This window comes from Streptomyces luomodiensis (assembly GCF_031679605.1).
Classification (GTDB): domain Bacteria; phylum Actinomycetota; class Actinomycetes; order Streptomycetales; family Streptomycetaceae; genus Streptomyces; species Streptomyces luomodiensis.
The window spans coordinates 5,877,728-5,892,802 of sequence record NZ_CP117522.1 but is presented as its reverse complement, the minus strand read 5'-3'; the positions used below and the strand labels follow the sequence as shown (position 1 = coordinate 5,892,802).

Genomic DNA, 15,075 nt, shown 5'->3' with positions numbered 1-15,075 from the left:
AAGACGGCGGAGTGTCGCATTCCGGCGCGCGGAATCCCCGCACCGGATGCCGACGGCGTCCTGGGCGTTGTCCGGGCCGGGGCACGGTCCGCCGCGGTCAGTCCTCCAGCACCGGGAGCAGCTCCGGCAGATGGCCGTCCGAGGCGAGGGCGGCGGCCTGGCGGTCCTCGGCGACGGGGCCGTAGGTGGTGGTGCGGGGGCGGGCGGGACGGCCGGCCAGCTCGGCGATGCCCACGAGGTCCTGGATGGAGCGGTAGGAGCCGTAGGAGGAGCCCGCCATGCGGGAGATGGTCTCCTCCATCAGGGTGCCGCCCAGGTCGTTGGCGCCGGAGCGGAGCATCTCGGCCGCGCCCTCCGTGCCCAGCTTCACCCAGCTCGTCTGGATATTGGGGATATGGGGGTGGAGCAGGATCCTCGCCATGGCCGTGACGGCGCGGTTGTCGCGGACGGTGGGGCCGGGGCGGGCGATTCCGGCGAGGTAGACGGGGGCGTTGGTGTGGATGAAGGGAAGGGTGACGAATTCGGTGAAACCGCCCGTCTCCTGCTGGATCTCGGCCAGCAGCCGCAGATGGGCCAGCCAGTGGCGGGGCTGGTCCACATGGCCGTACATCATCGTGGACGAGGACCGGATGCCCAGCTCGTGCGCCGTTTTGATGACCTCCACCCAGGTGGCCGTCGGCAGCTTGCCCTTGGTGAGGACCCAGCGCACCTCGTCGTCCAGGATCTCGGCCGCCGTGCCGGGGATGGTGTCGAGGCCCGCCTCGCGCGCCGCCGCCAGCCATTCGCGGATGGACATCCCGGTGCGGCTCGCGCCGTTGACGACCTCCATCGGGGAGAAGGCGTGGACGTGCATCCCGGGCACGCGCTCCTTGACCGCGCGGGCGATGTCGAAGTACGCGGTGCCCGGCAGATCGGGGTGGATGCCGCCCTGCATGCAGACCTCCACCGCGCCCACGTCCCATGCCTGCTGGGCGCGGTCGGCGACCTGCTCCAGGGAGAGGGTGTAGGCGTCGGCGTCCGTACGGCGCTGGGCGAAGGCGCAGAAGCGGCAGCCGGTGTAGCAGACGTTGGTGAAGTTGATGTTCCGGGTGACGATGTAGGTGACGTCGTCGCCGACCGTCGCCCGGCGCAGGTCGTCGGCGACGCGGCACAGGGCGTCCAGCGCCGGGCCGTCGGCGTGCAGCAGGGCCAGCGCCTCGGGGTCGGTCAGCCGGGTGGGGTCGTCCGCGGCCCGTGAGAGGGCGGCCTTGACGTCCGCGTCGATCCGGGACGGCACCATCCCCGGGGCCGCGGCCTCGCGCAGCGCCTCCCAGTCCCCGTAGACCTCGTCGAAGTCCTTACGGCGGTCGCCGGTGCGGCCCTCGGTGTCGATGGTGCGGTGCAGATCGGTGCGGCCAAAGGCGCCGAACGCCTCATCCGGCTCCTGCCAGGGCAACCCTGCGGGGATCGCGTCCTCGCGGGCCAGACCGGTCTCCGGGTCGGCCAGGGCGGTCACATGCGGCAGCAGCCGGGGGTCCAGCCAGGGCTCGCCGCGCTGGATGTACTCGGGGTAGACCGCGAGCCGTTCGCGCAGCCGGAAGCCGGCGGCGGCGGAGCGCTCGGCCAGCTCGTCCACCTGGGGCCAGGGGCGCTCGGGGTTGACGTGGTCCGGGGTCAGCGGCGAGACGCCGCCCCAGTCGTCGATCCCGGCGCCGATCAGCTGCTCGTACTCCGCGTCGACCAGGTTGGGCGGCGCCTGGATGCAGGCGGACGGGCCCAGGATGTGGCGGGCGACGGCGACGGTGGCGACCAGGTCGTCCAGCTCCGCGTCCGGCATCCCCCGCATGGCGGTGTCCGGCTTGGCGCGGAAGTTCTGGATGATCACTTCCTGGATGCCGTGGTACGAGCGGGAGACACGGCGCAGCGCGAACAGCGAATCCGCCCGCTCCTCGTGCGTCTCGCCGATCCCGATCAGCAGCCCGCTGGTGAAGGGGACCGAGCTGCGCCCGGCGTCCTCCAGCACGCGCAGCCGCACCGCCGGCTCCTTGTCGGGCGAGCCGTAGTGGGGGCCGCCGGGCTCGCTCCACAGCCGCTCGGCTGTGGTCTCCAGCATCATGCCCATGGACGGCGCGACCGGCTTCAGCCGCTGGAAGTCGGTCCAGGTCAGGGCGCCGGGGTTGAGGTGGGGCAGCAGGCCGGTCTCCTCCAGGACGCGGATCGCCATGGCCCGTACGTACGCGATGGTGTCGTCGTACCCCTCGGCCTCCAGCCAGGCGCGCGCCTCGGGCCAGCGGTCCTCGGGGCGGTCGCCGAGCGTGATCAGCGCTTCCTTGCAGCCCATTTCGGCGCCCCGGCGGGCGATGGCGAGGACCTCGTCGGGCGACATGAACATCCCGTGGCCCGCGCGGCGCAGCTTGCCGGGGACGGTCGCGAAGGTGCAGTAGTGGCACTTGTCCCGGCACAGCCGGGTGAGCGGGATGAAGACACTGCGCGAGTAGGTGATGACCCCGGGGCGGCCGGCGGCCTCCAGGCCCGCGTCGCGGACCCGGGCGGCGGAGGCCATCAGATCCTTCAGATCGTCACCGCGTGCCTGGAGCAGCACCGCCGCCTCGGCGGTGTCCAGCGCCACGCCGTCGCGGGCGCGCTTGAGCGCACGGCGCATCGCGTTGGCTGTGGGGGCGGCGGAGCCAGTCGGGGCGTCCGGTTCGTTTCCCTGCGCGCTCGTGGTCATCCTCCGAGCATACGAGCGGTGCGGGACACCGCCAGACGGCCTGGGCCTGCGGTTTTGTGGGTCTGATCACGGCAGGTCGGGGCCGGGTCCGGGAATACGGAACGGTGACGTGCGCGGGGCGCGCGCACCGGGCGTCGTCGGCCGCTCTCCGGGCGGCACGTGGACGGGACTTGGCGGGGACACGGACGGGTGCACGCCACGGGGGCACGAGGGTGACGGGGGCGGTGCGGACCCGTACGTTCCCTCGCCGCCATGGAGTTATCCACAGGGCTTTCCGCGCGTGTCACTCACGCGTACAACGGTGTCACGCGGGTGTCGGACGGCACTCTCGACTCTGGGGGGCACCTCATGCAGCGACGCGATGTACTCAGGCTCTCCGCGCTTGCGGGCGCGGCCGGTGTGCTGACACTCGATCCCATGACCTTCACCCAGGCCGACGCGGCCGGCGCGGGAGACGCCCGTGAGCAGACGAAGACCCTCAGCGGTCATCTGCCGACCGGCGCGCCGGACTTCGTCTACGTGCCGGTCGAGGTGCCGGGCGGGGTCCGCGAGATCGCCGTGTCGTACACCTACGACAAGCCGAGCGTCCCGGCCGGCACGCAGGGAAACGCATGCGATATCGGCATCTTCGACGAGCGCGGCACGGAGCTGGGCGGACGCGGCTTCCGCGGCTGGTCCGGCGGCGCCCGTACGGAGTTCGCCATCAGCGCCGAGGAGGCGACGCCCGGCTATCTGGCGGGGCCGGTGCACGCGGGCACCTGGCATGTGGTGCTGGGGCCGTACACGGTCGCCCCGCAGGGCCTGGACTACGAGGTCACCGTCACGCTGCGGTACGGGGAGCCCGGCACCACCCCGAAGCCGGTCCACCCGCCGCAGCGGGCCAAGGGCCGGGGCCGCGCCTGGTACCGGGGCGACTCACATCTGCACACCGTGCACTCCGACGGCAAGCGCACCCCGGCCGAGCTGGTCGCCGCCGCCCGCGCCGCGGGGCTGGACTTCATCACCACCACCGAGCACAACACCATCTCTTCGCATGGCGCGTTCGACGGCCTGTGGGGCGATGACCTGCTGATCCTCACCGGCGAGGAGATCACCACGCGCAATGGCCACGTGGTCGCCCTCGGCACCGACCCCGGCGTCTTCATCGACTGGCGCTACCGCGCCCGGGACAACCGCTTCGGCCAGTTCGCCCGCAAGATCCGGCAGGCCGGCGGTCTGGTGATCCCGGCGCATCCGCACGGCACCTGTGTCGGCTGCAACTGGAAGTTCGGTTTCAACGAGGCCGACGCGGTGGAGGTGTGGAACGCGGACTTCACCCCGGACGACGAGATCACGGTCTCCGAGTGGGACAACACCCTGGTCGCCGCCTCCCGCGGCGATGGCCGCTGGCTCCCCGCCGTGGGCCACAGCGACGCCCACCGCGAACCCCAGGTCGTGGGCCTGCCGCAGACGGTGGTGCTCGCCGACGACCTCTCCCGCACCGCGCTCCAGGAGGGCATCCGGGCCGGCCGGTGCTGGATCGCGGAGTCCTCGAAGATCGACCTCACCTTCGAGGCGGTCGGCGGCCGCGGCAAGCACGCGGGCATCGGTGAGCGCCTCCAGGTCGGCCGCACGGAGGAGGTGACGGTCCGGCTGAAGGTCTCCGGGGTGGGCCCGTCCTGCTCGGTGCGGTTCCTCACCGACCAGGGCCAGCTGTACGGCACGGCGGTCCCCGACTCCGGGACGGTCACGGCCGAATGGCGCACGACGGCGTCCTACGCGGCGTATGTCCGCGCCGAGGTGCGCCACGCCCCGGCGGACGGCGGCGCCTCGGGCATACCGGGCCCGATGGCGGCGATGACGAACCCGATCTGGCTGGGCGAGCGCTGATACCAGTTTTAGTATCAAACGCGACCATATCGAGTGAACGGGTGGCTGTAATGTGACCCCATGGCCGCCGACCCTCCGCACCGAACCACCGCCCCGCGCGCGACCGACCGCCCCGGGGACGCGTCACCCTTCGCCCTCGGCCTGCTGCTGCGCCGGGCGCACTGGCGCGCGACCGCGGTACTGGCGGAGGCGCTCCGGCCACTCGGCGTCGAGCTGCGGCATTTCGCCGTGCTGATCGAGCTGGTCAACCACGGGCCCACGGTGCAGCGGGACTTGGCGACGGCGACCGGGTCGGACAAGGCGGGCATCATGCGCGTCGTGGACGACCTGGAGCGCAAGGGGCTGGCCGTACGCAAGGCCGTTCCGGGGGACCGCCGGGCGCGGGCGGTGGAGATCACGCCACAGGGGCTCGAGCTGTTCGACGCGGCCCACGCGGCGGCGGAGCCGCTGGCCGAGCACCTGGTCGCCGACCTGGGACCCGGCGAGCCCGAGCAGCTGACGGATCTGCTGACCCGAGTGGCGCACCCCTCGGACAGCGAGGCGTAAGCACGCCCGCGGCATCCGCACGGCCGCGCATCTCCCCCGCCCCATCCTGCGCACGGCCCAGGTGTCGCACAAAATAGTATCGAGTGATACCGTATCGACCGCAACAAAGAAAGGCGCACGGACGGATTGGACGGATAACGCGAAAGCGGATGGAGAGGCAGGCGGACATGGACGTCTACGAGGCGGTCACGAGCCGACGAGCGGTGCGCGGATTCACGGACCATCCCGTCCCGAGGCAGGTACTGGAGCGCGTCCTGTCCGCCGCGGCGTGGTCGCCGTCCGGATCGAACCTCCAGCCGTGGCACACCTACGTGCTGACCGGTGAGCCACTGGCCGAACTCAAGAAGCGCGCCGGTGAGCGCGTGGCCGCGGGCGACCCCTGGGACGAGCGGGAGTACGAGATGTACCCGCCCGTGCTGAAGTCCCCGTACCGCGAGCGCCGCTCCGCCTTCGGCGATCAGCGCTACGGAGCCCTCGGCATCGCACGCGAGGACTGGGAGGCACGCCGGCGGATCACCGCCGCGAACTGGGACTGCTTCGGCGCGCCCGCCGCCCTGTTCTGCTACATCCACCGCGACATGGGCTCGCCCCAATGGGCCGACGTCGGCATGTATCTACAGACCGTCATGCTGCTGCTCCGCGCCGAAGGACTGCACAGCTGCGCACAGATGGCATGGTCGGTGTATCGCACGACCGTCGCGGAGGTCCTGTCACCACCGGACGACCTGATCCTCTTCTGCGGCATGTCGATCGGATTCGAGGACGCCACGGTGAATGACGCCCGCACCGACCGGGCGCCGCTCGACGAGACGGTCACGTTCGTCGGCGGCCACTGACCACCCACCGATCACCCGCAGCCGACCCCCTCGCGCCAGGCCGCGTCCGCCGCGCACGGCCCACTCACCTGGCGGACCATATACCGCATTACGGACATACTTCATGAGTCCAACCCCGACGAAAGGGATGTCATGAAGTTCGCGGTCATCGGCGGCACCGGGCTGATCGGGTCGCAGGTCGTCAAGAATCTGAACGCCGCCGGGCACGAGGCGGTCCCGCACTCGCAGTCCACCGGAGTCGACGTCATCAGCGGCCAGGGCGTGGCCGAGGCGGTGGCGGGCGCCGACGTCGTCGTCAACCTGACGAACTCCCCGACCTTCGACGAAGCCTCCCTGGCCTTCTTCCGGACCTCGATGGACAACCTTCTGGCCGCGGCCCAGAAGGGCGGCGTCGGCCACTTCGTCATCCTCTCCATCGTCGGCGTGGACCAGGTGCCGGAGCTGGACTACTACCGGGCCAAGGCGCTCCAGGAGGAGATCCTCGCGGCCGGTCCGATCCCCTACTCGATCGTCCGGGCGACGCAGTTCATGGAGTTCATGGACGCCGTCCTGTCCTGGACCTCCGACGGCGCCACCGTCCGGCTGCCCGCCACGCCGATCCAGCCGATCGCCGCCAAGGACGTGGCCGCCGCGGTGGCCGACGTCGCCGCGGGCGCCCCGCTGAGAGGCATCCGCAACATCGCGGGTCCCGAGGTCTTCTCCCTGGACGAGCTGGGCCGGATCACCCTGTCCCACAAGGGCGACAACCGCACCGTCGTCACCGACCCCACCGCCGGCATGTTCGCCCCCGTCAAGGGCGACGTCCTCACCGACACGGACGCCCACCTCGCCCCCACCCGCTACGCCGACTGGCTCGCGTAACCCACCGCCGACCACAGGAAACCGCCCACTCGCCCCTCGACACGGAACCGGGCCGTGGGCGGTTCCAGTCATTCTGCGGCCTCACTCGTCGCCCGACGGGCGGTCACCGGCACCGAAGGCCGCATACCCCACGCCAACGCCGAAGCGCGCCCAGACGCACTTGCCGCACCGGCGGGGGGTGTGGCCCCACGCGTTCGCCAGTTGCTCGATGACGTAGAGGCCGCGGCCGCCTTCCGCGTCGATGTCGACGACGCGGAGTCGGGGGAGTCTGTCACCGTCCGGGTCCGTCACCTCGAGCACGATGTCCTGGCCCTGCACCGAGACGCTGATCTCGATCTGGGCGAAGGTCACGCGGCAGTGCTTGATCGCGTTGGACACCAGCTCGCTCGCCGACAGGATCACGTCGTCGGCGAGGCCGCCGCTCACGCCCCAGTCCGCGAGGCTCTTGCCCACCCGGGCCCGCGCTCCCGGCACGTTCCTTATGTGCTTGGCGATCCGGAAGGTGTCCCGTCGCGAGTCGTCCGTAACGGCATCGGGCATGGCAGACCTACCCTCTGACTGTGCGTCAAGATTGCGCTCCGTAGCGGCGCATGCACAGAGGCTAGGCTGGCGACTCTCACTTCCGCAACTCCCCTAGAGTGCACATGTGCACGAACCTCGCTCGATGCGAAACGTCACCCGACGTTCGTTCTTGGGGGCAGACTTGGGCTTGAGAGAGGGAGACAACGACATGCCCGCAGGTGGGAAGCCGACTGTGCGTAGCAGGCGGTTCGGCCGCAAGATGCAGCGCCACAGGGTCAAGGCTGGCTTCGACCAGGCACAGGCTGCGGAGTTCATCTACGGATCGCGCTCCAAGATCAGCCGCATGGAGGACGGAATCACCACGGCCAAACCTGCTGAGGTTCTGCTGCTCCTCGACCGGTACGGCGTCAGCGAGGAGAAAGAGCGCGACCACCTCGTGTGGCTCGCCAAGAACAGCAACCATCGCGGATGGTGGCTGAACTTCCCGGAGCTTTCAGAGGGTTACCGAAACCACATTTCGCTTGAAGACGACGCCACGGCCATTTGCGAATGGCAGACGGTACTGGTGCCGGGCCTCCTGCAAACAGCGAGGTACGCAGAGTGCGTAACCATGGCCGGACCCGACTATGTGGCGCCCGATGTCGTGGCTCAGTTGGTGAAGGTGCGCGAAGGGAGACAAGCGAAGATCGGCGAAGGCGGGACCAGGTATGCGGCCGTTATCTGGGAGCCGGTGGTCATCAACTCGCTGGTCCCCGACGACATCTACCTCGGACAGCTGGAACACCTTCTCGAGGTGGGGAAGCGGCAGAACGTTTCCCTTCAGGTCCTGCCCCTGTCAGCAGGGGTGAAGGCCGGAATGACGTACCCCTTTTCTTCGTTCTGCTTCGAGGATCAGCCGACCGTTGAGGCCGTCGCCATCGATAACCTCAGAGGCGCGTCCATCCTCGAAGGCGCCGAGGATCTCGCGGCTTACACCCGCGCTTTCGAACAGCTACGATCTGCCGCACTGGCACCGGATGCAAGCGCACGGCTGATCCGGCGCGTACTGCGGAGCAAAAAGGAAGCCACATCGTGACCCCTGAGGTTATAGGTCCCTACATCAAGTCGTCGTACTCGGGCCAGAACAACAACTGCCTGGAAATCGCGGCCACATCCGACGGCGGCCGCGCCGTGCGGGACAGCAAGAACCCCGACGGCCCCTCCCTCCGCTTCACCGGTACGGAATGGCACGCATTCCTCCGGGGCGTCGAGCGCGGGGCGTTCGACGACTAGCCAGGGCAGCGCAGACGCATGACAGGGGCCCCGGCATCGGCCGGGGCCCCGCGCCCGGTCGGTCAGCACCTCGTGCTCACCGTCTCCGTGTCGCGCCCCGACCGCAGGACCCGTCCCGGTACCGCGCCGGTGATCTCGTCGTCGCGGATGGTCTCGGTGCCGCCCACCCGGACGCTCACGATCCCGGTCGCCCGCGAGTCCAGGCGGGGGCTGTCGCCGGGGAGGTCGTGGACCAGTCGGGCCTGGCCCGCGTCGATCCGGTCGGGGTCGAAGAGGACCAGGTCGGCGTGGTAGCCCTCGGTGATCCGGCCGCGTTCGCGGAGCCCCAGCAGCCGGGCCGGGTCGTCCGTCAGCATCCGCACCGCCCGTTCCAGGCCGACCAGTTTCCGGCCGCGCAGACAGTCGCCGATGAAGCGGGTGGTGTACGGGGCGCCGCACATGCGGTCCAGGTGGGCGCCCGCGTCCGAGCCGCCGAGCAGGACGTCCTCGTGCTCCCAGGTCTGCCGGCGCAGCTCCCAGCTGGCCGGGTCGTTGTCGGTCGGCATGGGCCACAGCACCGTACGCATCCCGTCGGCGGCGCAGATCTCCACCAGGCAGTGGAAGGCCTCCTGGCCGCGCTCGGCGGCGATGTCGCGGACGACCCGGCCGGTCAGCCCGGCGTTGGCCGCGCTGTAGGTGTCGCCGATGACGTAGCGCTCGAAGGTGGTGAGCCGCCGGAAAACCCCGGCCTCGGGGCTGTTCGCGCGGCGCAGCAGCTCCGCCCGTACGGCCGGGTCACGGAGCTTGGCGATCCGTTCCGGTATCGGCAGTCCCAGGATGTCGCCCCAGCCCGGGATGAGGTTCAGCGCGCAGAAGGTGCCGAGCGACATGTTCATGGGGGTGAGGATCGGCATGGTGAGCGCGACGATCCTGCCGCCCGCCTTACGGGCCCGTTCACTGGCCTGGAGCTGGCGCGGTATCCGCTCGGGGACGGCCGCGTCGATGGTCAGCACGTTCCAGTTGAGCGGGCGGCCGGCGGCCGCGCTCATCTCCACCAGCAGGTCGATCTCCTCGTCGGAGAACTGGTCGAGGCAGCCGGCCACGATCGCCTCGATCTGCGTCCCCTCGTGCTCGCCGACGGCCCGGGAGAGCGCCAGCAGTTCCTCGGGCCGCGCGTGCCGGGAGGCGACCGGCTGTCCGTCCCCGTCGGAGTGGGTCGAGGACTGGGTGGTGGACAGCCCCCACGCCCCCGCGTCCATCGCCTCGTGCAGCAGCCGCTCCATCTCCGCCAGCTGCGCGGGGGTGGGCTGCCCGCCGATCGCGTCCTCGCCCATGGCGTGGCGGCGCAGCGCGCAGTGCCCCACCATGAAGCCCGCGTTGACGGCGATCCGGCCCTCCAGCGCGTCCAGGTACTCGCCGAAGCCGTGCCAGTTCCAGGGCGCGCCCCGCTCCAGCGCCACCAGCGACATGCCCTCGACGCGGCTCATCATCCGCCGGGTGTAGTCGGCGTCGGCGGGGCGGTCGGGGTTGAGCGGGGCGAGGGTGAAACCGCAGTTGCCGCCGGCGATGGTGGTCACGCCGTGGTTCATGGAGGGGGTGGCGTACGGGTCCCAGAACAGCTGGGCGTCGTAGTGGGTGTGCGGGTCGACGAACCCGGGCGCGAGGACGAGCCCGGTGGCGTCCTCGGCGGACCGCGCCGGTTCGGTGACGGTCCCGGGCTCGGCGATGGCCACGATCCGGCCGTCCCGGATGCCGACGTCGGCGGCGTACGAGGGCGCGCCGGTGCCGTCCGCCACGGTGGCGCCCTTGATCAGGTGGTCGAGCACGGGTTCAGGTCCCTTCTGGTGTCAGCCCGCCGTGACGTCTGTCGTGTCAGCCCGCCGTGGCGTCGCGGAAGCGGCTCGTACGGTGCACCGGGTCGGTGTCGATCTTCGGGATGACGTGCTCGCCGATGAGCTTGATCGTGTTCATCGTGTCCTCGTAGCCGATCCCGATCGGCAGCCCGAACGACAGCTGGTCGGCCCCGGCCTGTTCCCACCGCTTGCACTGGCGGAAGACCTCGTCCGGGTCGCCGCAGATCATCAGCTCCTCGGCGATGAGCAGTTCGATGATCTCCTCGGTGTACTCCGGCAGCAGCTCGGGCCACTCCGGGATGCCCTCCGGGCGGGGGAAGGTGTCGTGGTAGCGGAAGAGCAGCGACTGGAGGTAGTTCAGCCCGCCGCCGACCGCGATCTCGACGGCCTTGGCGTGGGTCTCCGCGCAGATCGCGGTGGAGGTGACCATCACGTTGTCGTTGACGAAGCCGCCGACCGGCTCGGCCTCCTCGATGGCGCTCTTGTAGGAGTCCAGGACCCACTCCATGTCGGAGACCTTCTGGATGGAGAAGCCGAGCACACCGAGGCCCTTCCGGCCGGCCATGGCGTACGAGGGCGGCGACCCGGCCGCATACCACATCGCCGGGTGGGCGGCCCCGTACGGCTTGGGCAGCACCTTGCGCGGCGGCAGCGACCAGTGCTTGCCCGTGAAGCCCTGGTACTCGTCCTGGAGCCACATCTTGGGGAACTCGGCGATCGTCTCCTCCCAGATCTCCTTGGTGGCGTTCATGTCGGTCACGCCCGGGAGGAAGCCGAGGATCTCGTGGCTGCCCGCGCCCCGGCCCGAGCCGAACTCGATCCGGCCGCCCGAGAGGTGGTCCAGCATCGCGACCTTCTCGGCGACCTTGACGGGGTGGTTGACCTGCGGCAGCGGGTTGAAGATGCCGGAGCCGAGGTGGATGCGCTCGGTGGCGTGGGCTAGGTAGCCGAGGAAGACATCGTTCGCGGAGAGGTGGGAGTACTCGTCCAGGAAGTGGTGCTCGGAGGCCCATGCGTACTTGAAGCCGGACCGGTCGGCCTGGATGACGTACTCGGTCTCCTCGACAAGCGCGTGGTGCTCGGCCTCGGGATCGGTTCGGCGTCGGCTTTCGGGGACGTAGCCCTGCACGAAGAGTCCGAATTCCATGGAGGTTCACCGCCTCAGACGACGTCTATCTGACGCTTCGTCAGATTTTGATTGACTCTGGCACCGCGGACATGGACCGTCAAGGGCCGCCGGGGGAGCCGGGGGGACCGTCGCAGTTCTCGTGGTCGACTGGAAGACCGACTCGTGGTCGACTGGGTGACCGGCTCGTGGTCGGCTAGAAGACCGAGACGCCGGTCAGCCAGCCGCCGTCGGCGACGAACGGCTGGCCCGTCACGTACGACGAGTCCTCCGACGACAGGAAGAGCGCCAGCCGCGCCACCTCCTCCGGGCGGCCGATCCGGCCCAGCGGCACCAGCTTGCGGTAGAGCTCGTCGACCGCCGCCGACGCCTCCGCGCTGTCGGCGGTGGGGTCGAGCTGGGCCGGGTTGGTCATGGGGGTGTCGATCGCCCCCGGGCACATCGCGTTGACCCGGATGCCCTTGTCCGCGAGCTCCATCGCGGCCACCCGCGTCATCCCCACCACCGCCGCCTTCGTCGCGGCGTAGGAGGTGAGGAAGGCCATGCCGGACAGGGCGACGTACGAGGCGGTGTTCACGATCGTCCCGCCGCCCGCCGCCGCCAGCTCCGGCGCCACCGTCCGCATCCCGAGGAACGTCCCGACCTGGTTGACCTGGACCACCTCCAGGTACTCCGCCAGCGGGGTGCTGGTCAGCTCGTTGAAGCGGAGGATGCCGGCGTTGTTGACCAGGCCGTCCACCGCGCCGAAGGCGTCCTTGGCGGCCGCGACGGCGGCGGCCCAGTCGTCCTCCCGGCCCACGTCCAGGTGCACGAAGCGGGCGCGCTCCCCCAGCTCCTCGGCCAGCGCCTCGCCCGGCCCGTCCAGTACGTCGCCGAGGACCACCCGGGCGCCCTCCGCCGCGAACAGCCGCGCCTCCTGTTCCCCCTGCCCGCGCGCCGCCCCGGTGATGAGGACGACCCGCCCGTCCAGCTTGCCCATCCCGTTCTCCCTAATCATCGAGCCCGTCGTCGAGCCAGTCGTCCGAGCCCGTCGTCGAGCCAGGTCATCGAGCTAGTCGTCGAGGTGCGGGGCGACATCGGTGGCGAAGGCCGCTATCTGGTCGGTGAGCTCGGCGTGGTCCCGGCAGCGGAACCGCACCTGGATCTGGTCCACCCCCATCGCGGCGTACGCGCGCAGGCTGTCGGCCAGCCGCTCCGGCGCGCCGGTCAGGGTCCGGCGCCCCACGTCCCAGCCGGGCTCCCCCACGTACAGCGGTTCGGTGATCGCGCCGATCTCGGCGGGCTCGTCGATCCCGGCCGCTTCCCGCAGCGCGCGCAGCCGGGCGATCTGGCCGGGCAGCCGGTCCCGGGGGTCGCCCTGCGGCAGCCAGCCGTCACCCCGGACGGCCGCCCGGCGCACCGCCGCGGGCGAGGAGCCGCCGATCCACAGCGGGGGCCGCGGCGTCTGGACGGGACGCGGGGCCTGCCCCAGACCGCTGAACGCGAACCGCTCCCCGCGGAAGCCGGGGAACTCCTCCGGCCCCAGCGCCGCCTTCAGCGCGTCGACCGTCTCGTCCAGCAGCGCCCCGCGCCGGGCGAAGTCCACCCCGAGCGCCTCGAACTCCTCCCGCACATGCCCGGCCCCGACCCCGAGGATCAGCCGGCCGCCGGAGAGGTGGTCCAGCGTCGCGTACTGCTTGGCGGTCAGCAGCGGATGCCGTAGCGCGGCGACCGCCACATGGCTGAGCAGCCGCACCCGCTCGGTGGCCGCGGCGAGCCAGCTCAGGGTGGCCACCGGGTCGTACCAGACGGTGCCCATCGCGGCGGCCAGCCGCCGCGGGATCGCGACGTGGTCGCAGACGGCGAGGTACGCGAAGCCGAGCCGGTCGGCGGCGCGGGCGACCGCGAGGAGCTCGGCCGGACCGGCCTCGGCCTCCCACGCCTCGGCGTAGAGGGTGGACTGCGACTGGACGGGCAGCTGCATGCCGTAGCTCAACCGGCCCCGGGGCAGGACACGCATGCCGGGCCTCCTCGTCGGTGGACCGCCATCGTCGTGAACAGATGTCGGCCACATCGTCGTATCTGACGGGCCATCAGACAAGGGGTGTGCGCCGGGGACTCGTCCCGGCCGCGAATCACCCCGTCGACGTGACCGCGTCCGGGGCGCTCGCGTCCCGCGTGCCGGGCGCTCCCCCGTAACGCCCGGCACGCCCGGACACCCGGACACACGGGCACCCGACCTCCGTACCGCCGCGCCCCCGCCAGCCAACCCCCGTCAGCCAACCCCCGGCGCCCCCGCCCAGAGCCCCTCCGCCGTGAGCCCCAGCAGCTCGATCGCGTTGCCGCGGACGATCCGCTCCACGACGTCCGGCGCCAGATGCCCCATCTGCCCCTCGCCGACCTCCCGGGACGCGGGCCAGGTGGAGTCGGAGTGCGGATAGTCCGTCTCGTACAGCACGTTGCCGACCCCGATCGCGTCGAGATTGCGCAGCCCGAACGCGTCGTCGAAGAAGCATCCGTAGACATGCTCCGCGAACAGCTCGGACGGCGGTCGCAGCACCTTGTCCGCCACTCCGCCCCAGCCCCGGTTCTCCTCCCACACCACGTCGGCGCGCTCGAGGATGTAGGGAATCCAGCCGATCTGGCCCTCCGCGTACATCACCTTCAGGTGGGGGAAGCGCTCGAACTTGCCGCTCATCAGCCAGTCGACCATCGAGAAGCAGCAGTTGGCGAAGGTGATCGTGGAGCCGACCGCCGGGGGCGCGTCGGCGGAGGTCGAGGGCATCCGGGAGGAGGAGCCGATGTGCATCGCGATGACCGTGCCGGTCTCGTCGCACGCGGCGAGGAAGGGGTCCCAGTCGTCGGTGTGGATCGACGGCAGCCCCAGGTTCGGCGGGATCTCCGAGAAGCAGACGGCACGCACCCCGCGCGCCGCGTTCCGCCGTACCTCGGCGGCGGCCAGTTCGGCGTCCCACAGCGGGACGATGATCAGCGGGATCAGCCTGCCCCGGGCCTCGGGGCCGCACCACTCCTCCACCATCCAGTCGTTGTACGCCCGGACCCCGAGCAGTCCCAGCTCGCGGTCGGCGGCCTCGGTGAAGGTCTGTCCGCAGAAGCGGGGGAAGGTGGGGAAGCAGAGCGCCGACTGGACGTGGTTGACGTCCATGTCCGCGAGCCGGTCCGGCACCGAGAAGGAGCCGGGCCGCATCTGCTCGTAGGTGATGGCCTCCAGCCGCACCTCGTCCCGGTCGTATCCGACGGCGGTGTCCAGCCGGGTCAGCGGCCGGTGCAGCTCCTCGTACACCCACCAGTCCGCGAGGGGCCCGTCGTCCCCGGGAGCGCCCATCTTCGGGGCGAACCGGCCGCCGACGAACGTCATCTCCTTCAGCGGGGCCCGGACGATGCGCGGTCCGGTGTCGCGGTACTTCGACGGGAGACGGTCCCGCCAGACGTGAGGGGGCTCAACCGTGTGGTCGTCCACCGAAATTATCTTCGGGAAGCTCTCCATGACTGCACCGTAGC

13 protein-coding genes are annotated in these 15,075 nt (G+C 70.8%); 6 read left to right on the top strand and 7 right to left on the bottom strand.

Features of this window, described 5'->3' with window-relative positions; all coding sequences use genetic code 11:
- Window positions 1–97 precede the first annotated feature (97 nt).
- A complete protein-coding gene (locus PS467_RS24695; RefSeq protein WP_311037061.1) occupies window positions 98–2,710 on the bottom strand; it encodes a bifunctional FO biosynthesis protein CofGH in 2,613 nt (870 codons plus the stop codon).
- A gap of 348 nt (window positions 2,711–3,058) precedes the next feature.
- Here PS467_RS24695 and PS467_RS24690 point away from each other — a divergent pair, with 348 nt between their 5' ends.
- From PS467_RS24690 to PS467_RS24675, 4 genes are all read left to right on the top strand, one after another.
- Window positions 3,059–4,579, top strand: a complete 1,521-nt coding sequence (locus tag PS467_RS24690; protein ID WP_311037060.1) for a CehA/McbA family metallohydrolase — start codon at window positions 3,059–3,061, stop codon at window positions 4,577–4,579.
- 60 nt (window positions 4,580–4,639) lie between these two features.
- Window positions 4,640–5,125, top strand: a complete 486-nt coding sequence (locus PS467_RS24685) for a MarR family winged helix-turn-helix transcriptional regulator (RefSeq protein WP_311037059.1) — start codon at window positions 4,640–4,642, stop codon at window positions 5,123–5,125.
- Between the two features lie 167 nt (window positions 5,126–5,292).
- Entirely contained in the window at window positions 5,293–5,961 is a 669-nt protein-coding gene (locus tag PS467_RS24680; protein WP_311037058.1) for a nitroreductase, read from the top strand.
- A gap of 132 nt (window positions 5,962–6,093) precedes the next feature.
- A complete protein-coding gene (locus tag PS467_RS24675; protein ID WP_311037057.1) occupies window positions 6,094–6,822 on the top strand; it encodes an SDR family oxidoreductase in 729 nt (242 codons plus the stop codon).
- 81 nt (window positions 6,823–6,903) lie between these two features.
- On the opposite strand, the gene PS467_RS24670 is transcribed toward PS467_RS24675, so the two are convergent.
- Window positions 6,904–7,362 (bottom strand): ATP-binding protein, encoded by a 459-nt coding sequence (locus tag PS467_RS24670; RefSeq protein ID WP_311037056.1) that lies wholly within the window; start codon window positions 7,360–7,362, stop codon window positions 6,904–6,906.
- Between the two features lie 190 nt (window positions 7,363–7,552).
- Between PS467_RS24670 and PS467_RS24665 the strand changes: the two genes are divergently transcribed.
- Both PS467_RS24665 and PS467_RS24660 read left to right on the top strand, forming a co-directional pair.
- Window positions 7,553–8,419: a helix-turn-helix domain-containing protein gene (locus PS467_RS24665; protein WP_311037055.1), complete on the top strand. Its 867-nt coding sequence runs from the start codon at window positions 7,553–7,555 to the stop codon at window positions 8,417–8,419.
- The gene (locus tag PS467_RS24660) at window positions 8,416–8,616 is read left to right on the top strand and encodes a DUF397 domain-containing protein (protein WP_311037054.1); all 201 of its coding nucleotides are present in this window, start codon (window positions 8,416–8,418) and stop codon (window positions 8,614–8,616) included. The genes PS467_RS24665 and PS467_RS24660 overlap by 4 nt, the downstream gene beginning before the upstream one ends.
- A 62-nt stretch (window positions 8,617–8,678) precedes the next feature.
- Here the strand turns inward: PS467_RS24660 and PS467_RS24655 are convergent, their stop codons facing one another.
- The 5 genes from PS467_RS24655 to PS467_RS24635 all read right to left on the bottom strand — a co-directional run bounded on the left by PS467_RS24655 (window position 8,679) and on the right by PS467_RS24635 (window position 15,061).
- Window positions 8,679–10,421, bottom strand: a complete 1,743-nt coding sequence (locus tag PS467_RS24655) for an N-acyl-D-amino-acid deacylase family protein (RefSeq protein ID WP_311037053.1) — start codon at window positions 10,419–10,421, stop codon at window positions 8,679–8,681.
- A gap of 46 nt (window positions 10,422–10,467) precedes the next feature.
- A complete protein-coding gene (locus tag PS467_RS24650; protein WP_268973848.1) occupies window positions 10,468–11,595 on the bottom strand; it encodes an LLM class flavin-dependent oxidoreductase in 1,128 nt (375 codons plus the stop codon).
- Window positions 11,596–11,770: 175 nt separating this feature from the next.
- The gene (locus PS467_RS24645; protein ID WP_311037052.1) at window positions 11,771–12,553 is read right to left on the bottom strand and encodes an SDR family NAD(P)-dependent oxidoreductase; all 783 of its coding nucleotides are present in this window, start codon (window positions 12,551–12,553) and stop codon (window positions 11,771–11,773) included.
- 72 nt (window positions 12,554–12,625) lie between these two features.
- The gene (locus tag PS467_RS24640; protein WP_311037051.1) at window positions 12,626–13,573 is read right to left on the bottom strand and encodes an LLM class F420-dependent oxidoreductase; all 948 of its coding nucleotides are present in this window, start codon (window positions 13,571–13,573) and stop codon (window positions 12,626–12,628) included.
- Window positions 13,574–13,828: 255 nt separating this feature from the next.
- Complete coding sequence (locus PS467_RS24635) at window positions 13,829–15,061, bottom strand: amidohydrolase family protein (RefSeq protein WP_311037050.1); 1,233 nt, start codon at window positions 15,059–15,061, stop codon at window positions 13,829–13,831.
- Window positions 15,062–15,075: the final 14 nt, after the last annotated feature.

Bases quoted from the DNA above. Each gene is read 5' to 3' on its own strand.
- PS467_RS24695 (WP_311037061.1), bottom strand. From the start codon at position 2,710: ATGACCACGAGCGCGCAGGGAAACGAACCGGACGCCCCGACTGGCTCC.
- PS467_RS24690 (WP_311037060.1), top strand. From the start codon at position 3,059: ATGCAGCGACGCGATGTACTCAGGCTCTCCGCGCTTGCGGGCGCGGCC.
- PS467_RS24685 (WP_311037059.1), top strand. From the start codon at position 4,640: ATGGCCGCCGACCCTCCGCACCGAACCACCGCCCCGCGCGCGACCGAC.
- PS467_RS24680 (WP_311037058.1), top strand. From the start codon at position 5,293: ATGGACGTCTACGAGGCGGTCACGAGCCGACGAGCGGTGCGCGGATTC.
- PS467_RS24675 (WP_311037057.1), top strand. From the start codon at position 6,094: ATGAAGTTCGCGGTCATCGGCGGCACCGGGCTGATCGGGTCGCAGGTC.
- PS467_RS24670 (WP_311037056.1), bottom strand. From the start codon at position 7,362: ATGCCCGATGCCGTTACGGACGACTCGCGACGGGACACCTTCCGGATC.
- PS467_RS24665 (WP_311037055.1), top strand. From the start codon at position 7,553: ATGCCCGCAGGTGGGAAGCCGACTGTGCGTAGCAGGCGGTTCGGCCGC.
- PS467_RS24650 (WP_268973848.1), bottom strand. From the start codon at position 11,595: ATGGAATTCGGACTCTTCGTGCAGGGCTACGTCCCCGAAAGCCGACGC.
- PS467_RS24645 (WP_311037052.1), bottom strand. From the start codon at position 12,553: ATGGGCAAGCTGGACGGGCGGGTCGTCCTCATCACCGGGGCGGCGCGC.
- PS467_RS24640 (WP_311037051.1), bottom strand. From the start codon at position 13,573: ATGCGTGTCCTGCCCCGGGGCCGGTTGAGCTACGGCATGCAGCTGCCC.
- PS467_RS24635 (WP_311037050.1), bottom strand. From the start codon at position 15,061: ATGGAGAGCTTCCCGAAGATAATTTCGGTGGACGACCACACGGTTGAG.